At 56.8% G+C, this 14,795-nt stretch carries 17 protein-coding genes; 8 read left to right on the forward strand and 9 right to left on the reverse strand.

What is annotated here, in order from left to right:
• Complete coding sequence (locus tag Q1A43_RS18340; protein WP_299937579.1) at window positions 1-408, reverse strand: cytochrome c; 408 nt, start codon at window positions 406-408, stop codon at window positions 1-3.
• 163 nt (window positions 409-571) lie between these two features.
• On the opposite strand from Q1A43_RS18340, the gene Q1A43_RS18345 reads away from it, so the two are divergent.
• Window positions 572-1,006: a DMT family transporter gene (locus Q1A43_RS18345; RefSeq protein WP_299937581.1), complete on the forward strand. Its 435-nt coding sequence runs from the start codon at window positions 572-574 to the stop codon at window positions 1,004-1,006.
• Window positions 1,007-1,016: 10 nt separating this feature from the next.
• Here the strand turns inward: Q1A43_RS18345 and Q1A43_RS18350 are convergent, their stop codons facing one another.
• Window positions 1,017-1,700, reverse strand: coding sequence for an ABC transporter ATP-binding protein (locus Q1A43_RS18350; RefSeq protein WP_299937583.1), 684 nt, complete (start codon window positions 1,698-1,700; stop codon window positions 1,017-1,019).
• Between the two features lie 83 nt (window positions 1,701-1,783).
• Window positions 1,784-3,031: a lipoprotein-releasing ABC transporter permease subunit gene (locus tag Q1A43_RS18355; RefSeq protein WP_299937663.1), complete on the reverse strand. Its 1,248-nt coding sequence runs from the start codon at window positions 3,029-3,031 to the stop codon at window positions 1,784-1,786.
• A 173-nt stretch (window positions 3,032-3,204) separates the two neighbouring features.
• On the opposite strand from Q1A43_RS18355, the gene Q1A43_RS18360 reads away from it, so the two are divergent.
• The 3 genes from Q1A43_RS18360 to Q1A43_RS18370 all read left to right on the forward strand — a co-directional run bounded on the left by Q1A43_RS18360 (window position 3,205) and on the right by Q1A43_RS18370 (window position 5,053).
• Window positions 3,205-3,534 carry a DnaJ family domain-containing protein gene (locus tag Q1A43_RS18360; protein WP_299937585.1) on the forward strand — a complete coding sequence of 110 codons (330 nt, stop codon included), beginning with the start codon at window positions 3,205-3,207 and terminating at the stop codon, window positions 3,532-3,534.
• A gap of 39 nt (window positions 3,535-3,573) precedes the next feature.
• Window positions 3,574-4,686: a pyridoxal phosphate-dependent aminotransferase gene (locus tag Q1A43_RS18365; protein WP_299937587.1), complete on the forward strand. Its 1,113-nt coding sequence runs from the start codon at window positions 3,574-3,576 to the stop codon at window positions 4,684-4,686.
• Between the two features lie 145 nt (window positions 4,687-4,831).
• The gene (locus tag Q1A43_RS18370; RefSeq protein WP_299924265.1) at window positions 4,832-5,053 is read left to right on the forward strand and encodes a histidinol phosphate aminotransferase; all 222 of its coding nucleotides are present in this window, start codon (window positions 4,832-4,834) and stop codon (window positions 5,051-5,053) included.
• On the opposite strand, the gene Q1A43_RS18375 is transcribed toward Q1A43_RS18370, so the two are convergent.
• Window positions 5,050-6,246 carry an aminotransferase class V-fold PLP-dependent enzyme gene (locus Q1A43_RS18375; protein ID WP_299937589.1) on the reverse strand — a complete coding sequence of 399 codons (1,197 nt, stop codon included), beginning with the start codon at window positions 6,244-6,246 and terminating at the stop codon, window positions 5,050-5,052. The two genes, Q1A43_RS18370 and Q1A43_RS18375, sit on opposite strands and share 4 nt — an antisense overlap.
• Before the next feature lie 154 nt (window positions 6,247-6,400).
• On the opposite strand from Q1A43_RS18375, the gene Q1A43_RS18380 reads away from it, so the two are divergent.
• A complete protein-coding gene (locus Q1A43_RS18380; RefSeq protein WP_299937592.1) occupies window positions 6,401-7,111 on the forward strand; it encodes a tyrosine-protein phosphatase in 711 nt (236 codons plus the stop codon).
• On the forward strand, window positions 7,108-8,856 hold the full coding sequence (locus Q1A43_RS18385; protein WP_299937594.1) for an ABC transporter ATP-binding protein: 1,749 nt from the start codon (window positions 7,108-7,110) through the stop codon (window positions 8,854-8,856). Before Q1A43_RS18380 ends, Q1A43_RS18385 begins: the two co-directional genes overlap by 4 nt.
• 1 nt (window position 8,857) lies before the next feature.
• Here the strand turns inward: Q1A43_RS18385 and Q1A43_RS18390 are convergent, their stop codons facing one another.
• A complete protein-coding gene (locus Q1A43_RS18390; protein WP_299937596.1) occupies window positions 8,858-9,535 on the reverse strand; it encodes a TIGR04283 family arsenosugar biosynthesis glycosyltransferase in 678 nt (225 codons plus the stop codon).
• Between the two features lie 61 nt (window positions 9,536-9,596).
• Here Q1A43_RS18390 and Q1A43_RS18395 point away from each other — a divergent pair, with 61 nt between their 5' ends.
• Window positions 9,597-10,334, forward strand: a complete 738-nt coding sequence (locus tag Q1A43_RS18395) for a folate-binding protein (protein WP_299937599.1) — start codon at window positions 9,597-9,599, stop codon at window positions 10,332-10,334.
• 24 nt (window positions 10,335-10,358) lie between these two features.
• Here Q1A43_RS18395 and Q1A43_RS18400 read toward each other — a convergent pair whose 3' ends face one another.
• Together Q1A43_RS18400 and efp are read right to left on the reverse strand one after the other, a co-directional pair.
• The gene (locus Q1A43_RS18400) at window positions 10,359-10,817 is read right to left on the reverse strand and encodes a GNAT family N-acetyltransferase (protein WP_299937602.1); all 459 of its coding nucleotides are present in this window, start codon (window positions 10,815-10,817) and stop codon (window positions 10,359-10,361) included.
• Between the two features lie 88 nt (window positions 10,818-10,905).
• The gene (efp, locus tag Q1A43_RS18405) at window positions 10,906-11,469 is read right to left on the reverse strand and encodes an elongation factor P (protein WP_299924245.1); all 564 of its coding nucleotides are present in this window, start codon (window positions 11,467-11,469) and stop codon (window positions 10,906-10,908) included.
• Window positions 11,470-11,685: 216 nt separating this feature from the next.
• On the opposite strand from efp, the gene Q1A43_RS18410 reads away from it, so the two are divergent.
• Window positions 11,686-12,006 (forward strand): DUF6280 family protein, encoded by a 321-nt coding sequence (locus Q1A43_RS18410; protein WP_299924242.1) that lies wholly within the window; start codon window positions 11,686-11,688, stop codon window positions 12,004-12,006.
• A 104-nt stretch (window positions 12,007-12,110) separates the two neighbouring features.
• Here Q1A43_RS18410 and Q1A43_RS18415 read toward each other — a convergent pair whose 3' ends face one another.
• Together Q1A43_RS18415 and Q1A43_RS18420 are read right to left on the reverse strand one after the other, a co-directional pair.
• Window positions 12,111-13,295 carry a hypothetical protein gene (locus Q1A43_RS18415; protein WP_299937605.1) on the reverse strand — a complete coding sequence of 395 codons (1,185 nt, stop codon included), beginning with the start codon at window positions 13,293-13,295 and terminating at the stop codon, window positions 12,111-12,113.
• A gap of 72 nt (window positions 13,296-13,367) precedes the next feature.
• Complete coding sequence (locus Q1A43_RS18420; RefSeq protein ID WP_299924238.1) at window positions 13,368-14,795, reverse strand: TolC family outer membrane protein; 1,428 nt, start codon at window positions 14,793-14,795, stop codon at window positions 13,368-13,370.

A 14,795-nucleotide genomic window follows, 5' to 3' on the forward strand; every position in this document is an offset into this window, starting at 1 on the left:
TCACTCCTGCAGTGTTTCCAGATAGGTCACTAGGTCTAATAACGGCTGCGGTGTCAACACCGTTTCCCCCTGAGGTGATGTCCATTCCACCATGGGTCCACTGAGAACCGGGCCGAATTCCGGCATCATGCCTTGGTGGTAGCGTCCGGGATATCCATAGACCTGTGTCATCACTCGTTCAGCCGGGAAAACCCCATCATTCGAAGCGCTTAGCATGCTCAAATCGACCGGAGCCGAGGGCAATTGATCGGCGATTGGGCCGTCGCCCTGTCCGCTTGGGCCATGGCAGCTGACGCAGAAACTCTCGTAAATCGATTGGCCTTTGTCGGCGGTCGTATCTTCGGAACCGGCACATCCCGCCAGCCCCGCCGCCATCATCACGGCCACCGCATATCCTGTATTGGTCATCTCACTGCTCCGTCGCGTTTCTTATTGCGCGTTATTTTACGTTGTTGGGCGCCACAATGACATGATTTGCATCAGGCGCAACCATCCCCTCGCGGCACATTTTTCTCGACATTGGAGCCGCCGCGTGTTCGGTTATATAGGAAACATGTTAAGAGAGTTACCCATGCCCCACTACGCTTTGCTCATGCTTGCCGCCGGGATCGGCATCCCGGTTCTTGCCGCTTTGAATGCGGCCCTTGGCACCCGATTGGGTTCTCCTATTTCTGCGGCAATGATCCTGTTTTGCGTGGCCATGCTCTCGACTGCATTGGTCTGGATCGTTGGCGGGCGGCCATCTTTGTCTGCGGCGGCCGACGCGCCCAAGCACCTGTTCCTAGGTGGTGTACTCGTTGCCTTTTACGTGTTGTCCATCACCTTTGTCGCGCCCCGCTTTGGCATTGGAAATGCAGTCTTTTTTGTGCTTCTGGGTCAACTCATAAGCGCGGCGGCCATCGACCATTTCGGCCTCTTTGGAGCTCAGGTCACGGCCCTCAACCTAACTCGCGCCGCTGGGATTTCGGTTATGGTTCTCGGCGTCTGGATCACCCAGCGCGCCTAAACGCGCCGTCTCAATCCTGACGCAAATATCCGCCATCCAAACGGATGCGGCGGTCCATCTGACCGGCCAGTTCAAGGTTGTGCGTCGCCACCAAAGCCGACAACCCAGTTTCGCGCACAAGCCGCATCAAGGCCCCAAAAACCCGATCCGACGTTTCAGGATCAAGGTTGCCGGTGGGTTCATCCGCCAAAAGCAGCTTTGGCGTGTTCGCCATAGCCCGACAAAAGGCGACACGCTGTTGCTCACCGCCCGACAACGCGCCGGGGCGATGGCTGGCTCGATCCTTAATGCCCACACTATCCAAAAGCTCAAGCGCCCGATCATCCGCAGCCCGCCGGACGACACCATTTGCCAGCTGTGGAAGTACGATGTTTTCCAGCGCCGTAAACTCAGGCAGCAAGTGGTGAAATTGGTAAACAAACCCAACATCAGAACGCCGCACCGCCGTCCGCTTACGATCGGACCGCCCTTGCATCGCCTGACCGGCAATATCCACAGAACCTGCATCTGGGGTATCAAGCAATCCGGCGATATGCAGTAAGGTCGATTTCCCGGCCCCAGAGGGCGCTACGAGAGCCACAACTTCCCCGCGTTTTACCGTCAAATCCGCACCGCGCAACACATGCACTTCGTTGGGGGCACCCCGGTTGTAGACCTTTTCGATACCCGTCAATTGCAAAACTGTTTCAGACATTTACCCACTCCCCATGCAACGGGCGCATCCAAATTCCGTGCACGGAATTTGCAAAACGTGTGCACGCGTTTTTTGCGCAACTCTCACTCATAGCGCAACGCCTCCACCGGGTTCATGCGTGCGGCGCGGCGCGCTGGGAAAATCGTGACGACAAAGGACAAGCCTAGTGACAAAGACACCGCAGAGAGCACATCGCCCACCTGCAACTTCGCCGGCAAGGCATAGATGCCACGGATCGACGGATCCCAAACACCGCCGCCCGCCAGATAATTCACAAAGGCAAAAATCGGGTCGATATAGAGCGCAAACAAGCACCCAAGTATTACCCCGAGCGCGGTGCCAATGATCCCGGTAAACGAACCGCAGATGAAAAACACCCGCATGACCGACCCTTCGGTAAGCCCCATAGTGCGCAAAATCCCGATGTCACGGCCCTTGTTTTTGACCAACATAATCAGGCCGGACACAATATTCATCGTCGCAATCAGGACCAGCACCGAGAGAATGACAAACATCACGTTGTCTTCAATCTCAAGCGCATCCAGAAACCCGCCGGATGCGTCCTGCCATGTCCAGATCAGCGTTCCGGTTCCAGCCGCCTGAGCCACCGCGGTCGTCAGGTTTTCGACCTTCTCAGGTTCGGCCACAATCACCTCAAGCTCATCGGCCACAGCATCGCGATTGAAATAAAGCTGCGCCTCGGCGAAGGGCATATAAATGCGCGTCTTGTCAATATCATAGCGCCCGGCGGTGAAGATATAGACCACCTCATAGGCTTTGACCCGCGGGCTGGTGCCAAAGGCGGTTTTCACCCCGTTTGGCGAGATCAGTTTGATCGTATCGCCAACACCGACACCTAGGGTCAAGGCGACTCCCGACCCGATGGCGACCCCGTCACCAAACCGCGCAAGATCGCCGCGCCCAGTCTCTGGGTTCGCCACGCGTGGGATTTGCGCGATGTCCTCGGCCTTGATCCCAAACACTTCGACCCCGGCGTTGGATCCCGGCACATTGGCCATGACCTGCCCCTTGACCAATGGCGCAACACGGATAACGCCGGGCACCTTTCGCACGCCCTCGGCCATGCTAGCATAGTCGGGCAAGGTGCGGGTGGTACGGCCAAATTCATCGACCCGCTGCATGTGATACACGGTGAGATGGGCGTTGCTCCCGAGGATCGTATCGACAAATTCCGCCCGAAACCCGGAACGGACCGCCAAAGTTGCGATCAAGGCAAATACAGCCAAGGTGATGCCGATCAAGCTGATCCATGTCATCACGCTGACGCCGCCCTCGGCGCGTTTGGCACGCAAGTAGCGCCAAGCGATCATCCATTCATAGGGCGCAAACGGCGCGGGTTGTCGTGCTTTTCCTTGTGGTGATCCACTGGGCATCTTCGGCCTCATCTCTGTGCTCTGAACCGCCAGACCAAATCCTGTGCCATGCGTCAAGCGCACAGCGGCCATCACTCGTCTTTCTGGCGGATATGTGCTAGTTTTCCCCTATGTCAAAATTTCGCCGTCTCACCGAAGCGCAAGAACGCAAAGCCTTGGCAGAAGGCAAGCTTTCTGGCCTCGCGGGTGAAGGAAAGCCGCTTCCTAATCGCCCCGGAGATGCCTTGATTGATGCCGCCGATGCGGTTGGTTATCGGATCATGGCCGAAGCTGGCGCGCTTCCCCAAGAGATCGGCCTAAAGGCGCAGTTGGATCAGGCCCGTGCCAATTGGCAGGCCGCCACGGATGAGGCCGAGAAAAAGCGCCTGATGGCCAAGCTTGCAGATTTGCAGATGCGCTATGAAATCGCACGTGATGCACGGCGCAAGTTCCTCAAATAGCCCCCTTGCCTCAGACGGCACATTGTCCAATATGCGTGCATGACTGGACCTCGCTACCCCTCGCTGATCGCCTCTTTGCCCGAAACCGTGCCCTTTGTTGGCCCCGAAGTGCAGGAACGCGCCCGTGGCGCAGAGTTCGACGCGCGCTTGGGGGCGAATGAGAACGTCTTTGGCCCCTCGCCTAAAGCGATCGCGGCGATGCAAGCCGGGGCGGCGGACATTTGGAAATACGCCGACCCAACCAATTTTGATCTGCGCAATGCCCTGTCCGCAAAGATTGGCTGTACGCCGGAAAATCTAATCGTCGGAGAAGGGATTGATGGTTTGCTGGGCTATCTGACCCGGTTGCTGGTTGACAAGGGCGACGCGGTTGTGACCTCGGACGGGGCCTATCCGACGTTCAACTATCATGTGGCGGGCTTTGGCGGCGTGTTGCACAAGCTGCCCTATCGCGACGATCACGAGGACCTTGCCGCGCTTTTGGACAAGGCCGCCGAGGTTGATGCCAAGCTGGTTTACTTTGCCAATCCCGATAACCCGATGGGCACATGGGTTGGCGGGGCCGAAATCGAAGCGGCGCTAGATCGCATCCCAGATGGCTGTGTGCTGATTTTGGACGAGGCCTATATCGAATTTGCCCCCAAGGGCACCGCACCCTATATTGCCTTTGACGACCCGCGCGTCATTCGGTTTCGCACCTTTTCCAAGGGTTACGGTATGGCGGGAGCGCGTGTCGGGTATGGCATCGCTGATCCGGCATTGATCCGGGCCTTTGACAAAATCCGCAATCATTTCGGCATGAACCGCGCGGCGCAAGCCGGTGCTTTGGCCGCGCTGGAGGATGCGGATTGGTTGGCCGAGACCGTGGCCAATGTTGATGAGGGCAAGGCCGAGATTGGCCGGATCGCGGCGCAAAACGGCTTGACCGCACTACCTTCGGCCACCAACTTTGTCGCGGTGGATTGCGGGCACGACGGGGATTTTGCCCGCAGGGTTTTGGCGTCGCTGATTGATCAAGGTGTGTTTGTGCGCATGCCGTTTGTCGCGCCACAAGACCGTTGTATCCGCATCAGCGCCGGACGCCCGCAGGATATGCAGGCCTTTGCGACGGCGCTTCCTGCGGCCTTGGATGCGGCGCGCAACGCTGGGTAAACGTTGCGCCTGACCGGCGGGAATTTACCGAAAATTGACGGCTTTGCGCCAAGCTCGGGCAAATAGCACCGTTTTGTGCTATGCTTGGGCTGTCCCCGATCTGGGGCCGGACCACCTGCAATCCGCTGCAAAAGGAGCCGGACACATGCACGATTCAGATCCTCAAACCCCCGTTTCCTACCGAACGGCCAACCTAACGCTGGTTTTCGTCAACTTGTTTTGGCTTTTGCTGGTGGTGTGGTCGACTCTTGGGATTGGTGCGGTGATGATTGCCGGGGCCATCGGCAACCATCTGATCACACGCTATGAATTTGCACAGCGCCGCCATGCCGCCGGGGTTAATCGCCCCGACAACGATCCGGATTAGCCGACCTCGGCACTGATCTGACACGCGGCGGCCGTGACGCCGCCGGATTGGTGTGGAATGTCCAAGGCATGTAGCCCGGCTTCGACACTGCCCAGCATACCCAACACCATTGTGGCATTTAGATGCCCCATATGACCAAAGCGAAACACACCCGACGCGGTTGGATCATTCTTATCGCCCATGCCAAGCCCGATCCCAAGGGTCACGCCCGCATTGGCGCTACACCATTCGCGCAATCGGTCCCCGTCTGGCGGGCTGATCCGAACGGCCGTCACTGCACAGGACCGATGCGCCGGATTGGCGACATTCAACACCATCGGTGCGCCCCAATGATCAACGGCGGCCCAGATCGCGCGCGCCAAGGAGCGATGCCGCGCCCAGACACCTTCGATGGTTTCGGCGCGGATCATGTCCAAAGCCACACGCAGGGCCCAAAGGTGGTGGGTTGGTGCAGTGCCGCCAAAATACTGATAGAAGATTTCCGGCTCGACCCGTGGGGCCCAATCCCAATAGCCCGACACACGTGGCATAGCGGCCCGAACCGCCGCGGCGCGCTCATTGAACCAGACAAAGCCAAGGCCGGGCGGCACCATCAGGCCCTTTTGGCTGGCCGATACCAAAACATCGACGCCCCAGGCATCCATACGCATTTCTTCGCATCCCAGTGACGCCACACAATCCGCCATCAACAAGGCCGGATGCCCGACCTCGTCCAATACTTTGCGCAGGGCGGCAATGTCGCTCCGCACCGAGGTTGAGGTATCGGTATGCACCGCCAAAACGGCTTTGATCTTTTGCCCGCCGTCCGCCAACAAGGCTTGGCGCACCCGATCTGGATCAATCGGCGTGGTGCGGCCGTGTTCCAAAACCTCAACCTCGGCCCCAATGCTGCGGGCCATTTCAGCCCAGCCATGGCCAAAAATCCCGGTGGTCGGCACCAGAACCGTCTCGCCGGGCGCAATGCAATTGCTCAGCGCCGCCTCCCAAGCCCCATGACCATTGGCAATATAGATCGCCGCATGGCCGTCTGTTTGCGCCACATATCGCAAGTCCCGGATCAACCCTTGGGTCAGCTCGTTCAACTCGGGTGCATAAATATCAGGCGCAGGACGTTGCATGGCCTGCAACACAGCATCCGGCATAACAGAGGGGCCCGGCAGGGCCATATGAAGGCGCCCATTGGCGAGTGACATTTGATATTCTCCTGAAAATCCCCAGTTACAGGTTAAGTGATCCGGGGTGATTTGACGCCAGAGTATCGCGGCGAACCGCATGGTCAATAGCGCGCATGCTTGCCAGCCGCCGCCAGACCCCTTAAACCGCGCCCTTGAACCAAAAGGACATCGCATGCTGGCGAAACTCTGGACCAAACTTGACGATGCCGAACGCCGCTTGCGCCGTTCCTTTGGCAAAGACATCACAGATTCGTCTGCACGCCGGTGGTCCCGGCTCCACTATCATGTGTTTGATCACGCGTTTTTGCGGGTCTTCTGGACCAACTTTTACCAGATCGCGCCGAATGTCTGGCGCTCGAACCAACCGACCCATGCCCGGTTCAAGAAATATGCCGGAATGGGGATCAAAACCGTGATCAACCTGCGTGGCGAAGACAAGTTTTCGTACTATCTTTTTGAAAAAGAAAGCTGCGATGAGCTTGGGCTGACGTTGGTGAATGCCAAACTATGGGCCCGCGAAGCCGCGCCGCGCCGCCGTATCATAGCGGTGATTGATGCCCTGCGCGCCGCCGAACGCCCGATGATGTTTCACTGCAAATCGGGTGCGGATCGCGCTGGGTTTGTTTCGGCGTTGTATGTGTTGATCTTTGAAGGCGCGTCTATCGAAGACGCCAAGAAGCAGCTTAGCCTAAAATACATCCACCTCGATTTCACCAAGACAGGCGTTCAGGATTACATCTTGCGTATCTTTGAAGCCCGCCAAGAGATTGGCCCCATTGGGTTTGAGGATTGGATCCGCACCGAATATGACGCCAAACCCATTCAACGCGCTTGGGACGCCCGGCGCACCGAAGCCGACATTGCCGCCGAGCTTATGGTATGAGCGAAGACGAGCACACATCGTCTTGGGTTTTGTTCAAATGGCTGTGGCACGGCTATCTGCGCCGCTATGTGTGGTTTCTCGCCGTTGCCTTGTTTTTCATGATGCTCGAAGGCGGGCTAACGGCCAGTTTCAGCGTCATGATGCAGCCGCTGTTTGATGATGTGTTCCTTGGTGCCAAACAAGAAGCGCTGCTTTGGGTCGGTCTGGCTGTGCTTGGGATATTTGTGGCACGCGGCTTGGTTAGCCTTGCGCATAAGGTCATTTTGACCTGGGCGTCACAACAATCCATGGCCGATATTCGCAGTGACATGCTTGCCCATCTGATGACGCTGGACGTGGATTTTCATAGCCTTCATGGCCCCGGTCAGCTTATCCAACGCGTCGAAGGTGATGTTGGTGCAATTGCCAAAGTCTGGAAAACGCTGGTCACCGGCGCGGGTCGCGATGCGGTGACATTTGTTGCGCTCTTGGCTGTGGCCTTTTGGACCGATTGGGTCTGGACCCTTGTCGCCCTAGTTGGCGTGCCGTTGATGATCGGGCCAACCGCATTTTTGCAGCGCTTTGTGCGCAAAAATTCGCGCCGTGTTCGTCAGATTGCAGCAGATCAATCCACCCGCCTGAACGAAGTCTTTCACGGTATTTTGCCGGTCAAATTGAACCAGCTTGAAAAACACCAGTCCAAAAACTTTACCAAGCTTCAGCATCAACGCGTCAAAACCGAAGTGCGCGCCGCCGCGGGTCAGGCCTCCTTGCCGACCCTAATCGATGTGATGTCAGGGCTTGGGTTCTTTGGCATTCTTTATATGGCCGGGAACGAAATCCTTGCCGGTGAAAAGACGGTCGGCGAGTTCATGACCTTTTTCACCGCCATTGGCATGATGTTTGAACCCCTGCGCCGGTTGGGTGCCGTGAGTGGGGCTTGGCAAATGGCCGCCGCCGGGATCGAACGCGTCAAGGCGATGCTTGAAACGCCCTCCAACCTTTTGGACCCCGCGCACCCCACCCCCGCCCCGATGGGCACCCCCGGCATTGTCATGCACGACGTGGCACTCAATTACGGCGATGCGAAAATCTTGCGCGGTCTAAGCTTTGACGCCGAGGCCGGGAAAACAACGGCTTTGGTTGGAGCCTCTGGGGCCGGTAAATCAACCGTGTTCAACCTGTTGACCCGTTTGGTCGATCCGGCCTCTGGTGAGGTTCTCATCGGCGGAATTGCCCCGTCGAAGATGACGTCACATGACCTGCGCGGAATGATTTCGGTCGTTAGCCAAGACGCCATGTTGTTCGATGAAACACTACGCGAAAACATCGTTCTTGATCGCGAGGTGAGTGAAGAAAACCTTCAAGCAGCGCTTGAAGCGGCCTTTATCACCGATTTCCTGCCCCGCCTCGAAAACGGGTTGGACACCGCCGTTGGACCACGTGGCTCGAACCTATCGGGTGGGCAACGCCAACGGGTCGCCATTGCTCGCGCGCTCTTGCGCGACACGCCGATCTTGTTGCTTGATGAGGCCACCAGCGCGCTTGATGTGCAGTCCGAAGCCAAGGTCCAAGCCGCGCTTGATAGGCTGGCAATCGGGCGGACAACGCTTGTCATTGCCCACCGCCTGTCAACCGTGCGTAACGCCGACAAGATTGTGGTGATGGATCAGGGGCGCGTTGTCGAAGAAGGCACACACGAAGCATTGATGGGCAAAGGCGGAGCCTATGCCGAGTTGTGCCGCCTGCAATTCGACCGTACGTAATCTAGCGCCGGTAGGCTTGGGCAAGCGTCTCGGAATCGGTTCCTGACAAATGCCGTGCTAGGGTGATCAAATTGCGTGAACCGCGTTTGATCCAGCCTTGATTTTGGTATTTTTTCGCAGAGGTGACCGCTTGGATCGGCAGCTCAGCAAGCTTTCCGCGCAAAGCCCGCACCATTTCGACGTCTTCCATCAACGGCATAGCCCGAAATCCACCGACACCGTCATAAGTTTCGCGATCAATCAACAGACCCTGATCGCCATAGGGCAGCCCAAAGCGGCGTGACCGAAAATTGGCCCACGCCGCGACAAAACGCGGGGCAAACCCCGTTGCATCAAACCGCAACTGGGCGTGATACCCGCCGGGTTTTGTCAGGGAATGTGATACCGGTCCGCTCCAGCCTTCGGACAAGACCGTGTCCGCATGTAAGAAGAACAACCACTCGCCTTGCGCGGCATCTGCGCCTCGCTTTAACTGCTCGCCACGCGAGGCAGGTCCTTTGACAACCACACCTCCGGCGGCCTCGGCAATCTTGATCGTTGCATCAGATGACCCACCATCAGACACCAACAATTCGCGGATCAACCCGGCCTGCAACCCCTCGCCCAAGGCCGCCAAACAGAGCGGCAAGGCATCGGCTGCGTTCAGAGTTGGGATGATGACAGAGATCGGAGCGCGCATGGGGCCTGTTCGTTTGGGGTTTCTCGGCCTATATGGCAATCACGAACAGAAGGAAACGGTGATGAGCAACAAGACACGCAAAGTGCTGCGGCTGAGCGGCAGTGACGTGACGCATTTTTTGCAAGGCTTGGTCACAAACGATGTGGACCGTCTCGCAGATGGGATCGTCTATACAGCGCTTTTGACGCCACAGGGTAAATACCGCGCCGATTTCTTTTTGGTACCGGACGGCGACGATGTTCTGATTGACGTGCAGGAGGATCTGGCCGCCGCCCTCGCGCAGGTGCTTGGCATGTATAAGCTGCGCTCGGATGTGATCATTGCAGAGACCGACATAACCGTGACCCGTGGTGTTGGCGAGACGCCAGAGAGGGCTTTTGCCGATCCGCGCCATGCCTCCTTGGGTTGGCGTGGTTATCATGGGCAACCGGATCAGGATGTGGATTGGGACGCCCTGCGCGTCGCGGCTTGTGTTCCGCAAACCGGAGTTGAGCTTACACCCGACACTTTCATCCTGGAGGCGGGTTTTGAGCGTTTGAACGGCGTTGATTACAAAAAGGGCTGTTATGTTGGGCAAGAGGTAACCGCCCGCATGAAGCACAAGACCGAATTGCGCAAAGGCTTGGCAACGGTCGGTATTTCGGGAAGCGCCCCGGTCGGGACCGAGATCAAAGCCGGCGACAAAACCGCCGGCACCTTATTCACGCAATCGGGCAGTCAGGCCATCGCCTATCTCCGATTTGACCGCGCGACCGGTGATATGAGCGCAGAGACCGCAACGGTAACCTACAGCGGCTAAACTACGGTTTCTGTGGCCTGTCGATCAAAGGGTTTTGCGCAAAACCAAATACTGATCGACGGCCCCAACCGCATGATAAAACGGTTTTGCACCTTGGTTTGTGGCGTCCTGTGTCACCACCCAATTGGTAATCCCTTGCGCCCGCATCTCCGTTTCCATCGCGTCAACCAAACGATGGCCTAACCTTTGGCCACGATGGGTTGGGGCAATGTAGAGGTGGTCAGTTTTCATCCGGCGACCACCCCACCTAAGGCCGTCGGTTTGGATATCCTCTGGCAGTGCAAGAAGATAGGCGACCAAGCCCCAGCCCGCATCAATCGCATAGGTGATGGCCCCACGGTCCGCGAGTGTTTGCAGATGGGATAGATAGTCGGCGTCGCTCCCTTCGGCATGGTATTTGAACGGCGACAGGCACACGTGGAAATTGTGTAATGCCCGAAACAGGGGCAGCACATTGTGCAAGGGTGGATTTACAACAAGCATCAAAAAAGCCTCCTAAGCTTGCGCCGGAGGCTTTTAAGTCAATTCTACACCCCCGGCTGTTCGGGGGATATGCGCGCGGGCCCCGAGGTCAGGCGCGCTCGGAATATTCCATGGTCTCGGTGTTGACGACAATAGCCTCGCCCTGGCCCACAAACGGTGGCACAGAGACACGCACGCCATTGTCCAGCAGCGCTGGCTTAAAGCTATTCGCCGCCGTTTGGCCTTTGACGACCGGCTCGGTCTCTTCGATCACACAGGTGACTTTCTGAGGCACAGTCGCGCTTAGCGCTTCTTCCTCGTGGAACTCCACAACAATGGTCATGCCGTCCTGCAGAAACGGGCGACGCTCGCCTAGAATGGCGGCTGCGATCTGAACTTGATCGTAGGTTTCAGTGTCCATAAAGATCAGCTGACCGTCGTCTTCGTACAGGAACTGCATGTCCTTTTGCTCAAGGCGAACTTTCTCCACCTTGTCGGCGCTGCGAAAGCGTTCGTTAAGTTTGGACCCATTGCGCAGGTTGCGCAGCTCGACCTGAGCAAAGGCACCACCCTTGCCGGGTTTGACGTGGTCGACCTTCACGGCGGCCCAAAGGGCGTTGTTGTGCTCGAGCACGTTTCCGGGGCGGATCTCGTTTCCGTTGATCTTTGGCATGTGACAAAACCTTGACAAAAGGTTGAAGGAAAGTTGACGCACCCTATATCTGGCAGGTCACCGCAAAGCAAGGCAACGATATGTCGTAGTCAACACGTTTAAGCTATGCGTTAACGGAATGGGTGCTATGCATTTGCGGGGTATCCGAATCGGTTTGAATAGGTCATAACCGCCCTCACGCCGAAAAAGACAAGAGCAATAATTATAGGTCGAGATATGAGAGATTTCGTTGACGGCACCGCCTTTAATGCAGAGCAGGGAAACCGTGCTCGCAAGCTGTTCGCAGCGGTGGTGCTTGCTGCCCTAGACGACGCAATCGCTGACGACAAGAAATACGGCAATGGTCCGGAACAAATCGCCCGTTGGGCACGCTCGCGCGATGGTCGCGAAGTGCTGTCTTGCGCGGGTATTGATCCGAACGAACGTGTTGTTTCTGGTTTGATGGATTTTGTTTCCAAAGGTGTCCGCACCTCTGTTGCGCTTTCGCGTGAAGAGAGCGAACGCCGCAATGCAGCACAACAGGCTGAAGCCGCATAAACGCGGATCAGACTGATGAAAAAAACGCGCCCTTTTGGGGCGCGTTTTTTGTTTATGGGTTCGATCTCCCTCAGAAAACCTTAAAGGGGGTTGCCCCCTAGAACTTAGTCGAAATCCTGGCTCATCAGAACACGATGAATTTCACGACGTACAAGTTTGCGTACATTGCGGGTAATTCGTTCGCCCAAGGCACCTTGCAATTCTTGGCGCACAATTTCCGATACCATACCGCGCAATGTTTCTTCGTCGATCGTCAGCGCATCACTGGCACTTGTGCCAATATCGGTATCACCTGTCCCGGCCGTTTCGCTTGCAGGTTGATCATCGGCATCAGGCAAGTCGCCCATTTCATCCGCCCCCTCGGGCGTCTCGGGCAAATGATCCTGCCATTCCAATACATCCGAGGACCGCTGAAAGACCGGCGCGTCAGGCTCAGATTGTTCGGGCTCCCACTCTTCTTCGTGGCTCCGTCCAACCAATTCTTCCAAAGCCGCAATTTTGCTTTCAAGGCTCTCTTCGGCAACCGGCTCAATCTCTGCCTTTTCCTCAACCAGCGCGGCGACAGCCTCATCTTCCTCAGTGAGTACATCAGACACAACGTCTAACACATCGTCTTCCGGCTCGGCTTTGTCCGCTTCGAGGGTTTCAGTTACGTCATCCGCAACATCACTGTCGAAATCTACTTCGCTTAGCGCTTGCTCGACTTCTTCCTCGACAAGTTGGCTTAGCAAATTCGACGTTAGCTCTTCGACGGCATCGGTGTCAGTGTGATCTTGATCGGAGACATCCGTCGGCTCAGGTTCATCAAGATCAGCCTCGTGGACCAACGCCACGTCATCATCGGCATTCGGCGAAGACGAAACCTGATCTTCGGGCTCTTCTAAAATCTCGGTATCGACAGCCTCGATCACATCAGCGGCGTGCTCAAAAGACACATCTTCGATGTCATTTTGAGAAAAATCGTTGGTGGTTTCTAAGCCCTGCTGTTCCGGCGTGGCCTCTTCAACCAAGGGTGCCAAATCTGTCAACAGAATCGGAGCACCGTCCTCCCCCTGCGATTCGGAGGGTTCGCACACCTCGGGAACAGGGCCGGTTGCTTCGACCACAGACACGATTGGCGCGTCATCGGCGTCATCACTGCTGACCCGCAAAGCAGGCGTCAAAACCAACCTGTCAGGCTGTTTTACAGCAGTCGGCCGCGGTTTCACAACGCGCGCGTCGTCGGAAACAAGCCGACGAATAGAGGATAGAACATCCTCGATTTCAACATTCGTTACAGGGTCGGTCATTCTTTGTACCACTCTTGCCTCAGGCCAGAGTGTAGCCCCGCCGCCTGATTCAGACAACAGATGCTGAAAAAGTTACTCTTTTCCCAGAGCACGCAGGACACGGTCCAAATCACGGCCCTGCTTGCTAACAGCCGAGGGCGCATCTTTGACGAGGTTGTAGTAAGCCGCCGGGTCATATTTGGGAACGTTCAGCTGAAGCGCATCTGTCGTCAAAAGACCGATCGAGGCCAAAATCGAATAAGCCGCAATAGTTTCATCAACCTGCGCCGAAATCAGATTGGCACGAGCGTCAATCAAATCCTGTTCGGCATCCAACACGTCAAGCGTGGTTCGCGCCCCGAGCTTGGCTTCTTCACGCACACCTCGGAAAGCAACCGTTGCGGCACGCACCTGCGATTCAAAGGCCTCTCGGCTCGCATCTGCAACGGCACGCTGAACAAAGGCGTTCCCGACATTCTGCTGAACCGAGTGACGCACAACATGGAGGTTCCCTCGCGACGCATCACGATTGGCGCGTGCTTGACGCACAACGGAACGCAGCTTGCCACCCTGGTAAATAGCACCACCCGCGCTCAGCCCGATTGACCCACCATGCGTAAATGACGGATTGTCGATATCTTCGGTGACGCCATACCGCCCCTCTAGGGAAACCGTTGGTTTCATCGATGCTTCGGCGATCTGAATAGCAATTTCGTTTGCTGCCACCTGATGCTGAACCGTAATCATGTCGGGATGGATACGCACGGCTTGTGCTTTTGCAGAATCCACCGACGACGGCAATTTCGGATCACGCTTGGGGCGGACCAGATTGCCCGGCTTGCGCCCTACGGCAGCGCGATATTCTTCCTCGGCGGAGACCAACTGACCACGTGCAGATGCCAAAGCAGATTCGCCCTGAGCAAGGCTCGCCTCAGCAAGAGCCACATCAGTTCGAGTAACCTCACCAACTTCAAATCGATCTTTGGCGGCGCGCACTTCTTGTTGGAAAACGCGCACACCATTACGGCGCAACGACACGATTTCTTTGGCGCGCTCAACTTCCATAAACGCATTTACAGCACGAAGCAGCACTTGTTGTTCAATCGAAACCAGCCCAGCCCGCGTGGCCAAAACAGCCTCTTTGGCGGCTGAAATGCGCAGTCGATTGGCACCGCCGGCATAAAGCGTGATTTCGGCGATGAGGCTCATCCCGACTTCGTTGGTCGCCCCGCCGCTCGTAACATACGCATTGGCAAGGTTATTGAACGAACGTTGGTTGGCAAAGTCACGCGTGATGCCACCCGCCCAGGAAATAACGGGCCGCAGGTCTGCAATTGCCTGCGATACATCTTCGTCTGCTGCGCGCAACACAGCCCGATTTTGTTCGATCAATCCGCTGTGTTTATACGCTCCGATGAGCGCATCAGCCAAGCTTTCAGCCCAAGCAGGAGCAGTACCGGAAACTGATAAGGCGAGTGCCGCAGCACTCCCCACGAAAAACCGTCGAAACCCAAATGTCAT

The organism is uncultured Pelagimonas sp. (assembly GCF_947498515.1).
Taxonomy (GTDB): domain Bacteria; phylum Pseudomonadota; class Alphaproteobacteria; order Rhodobacterales; family Rhodobacteraceae; genus Pelagimonas.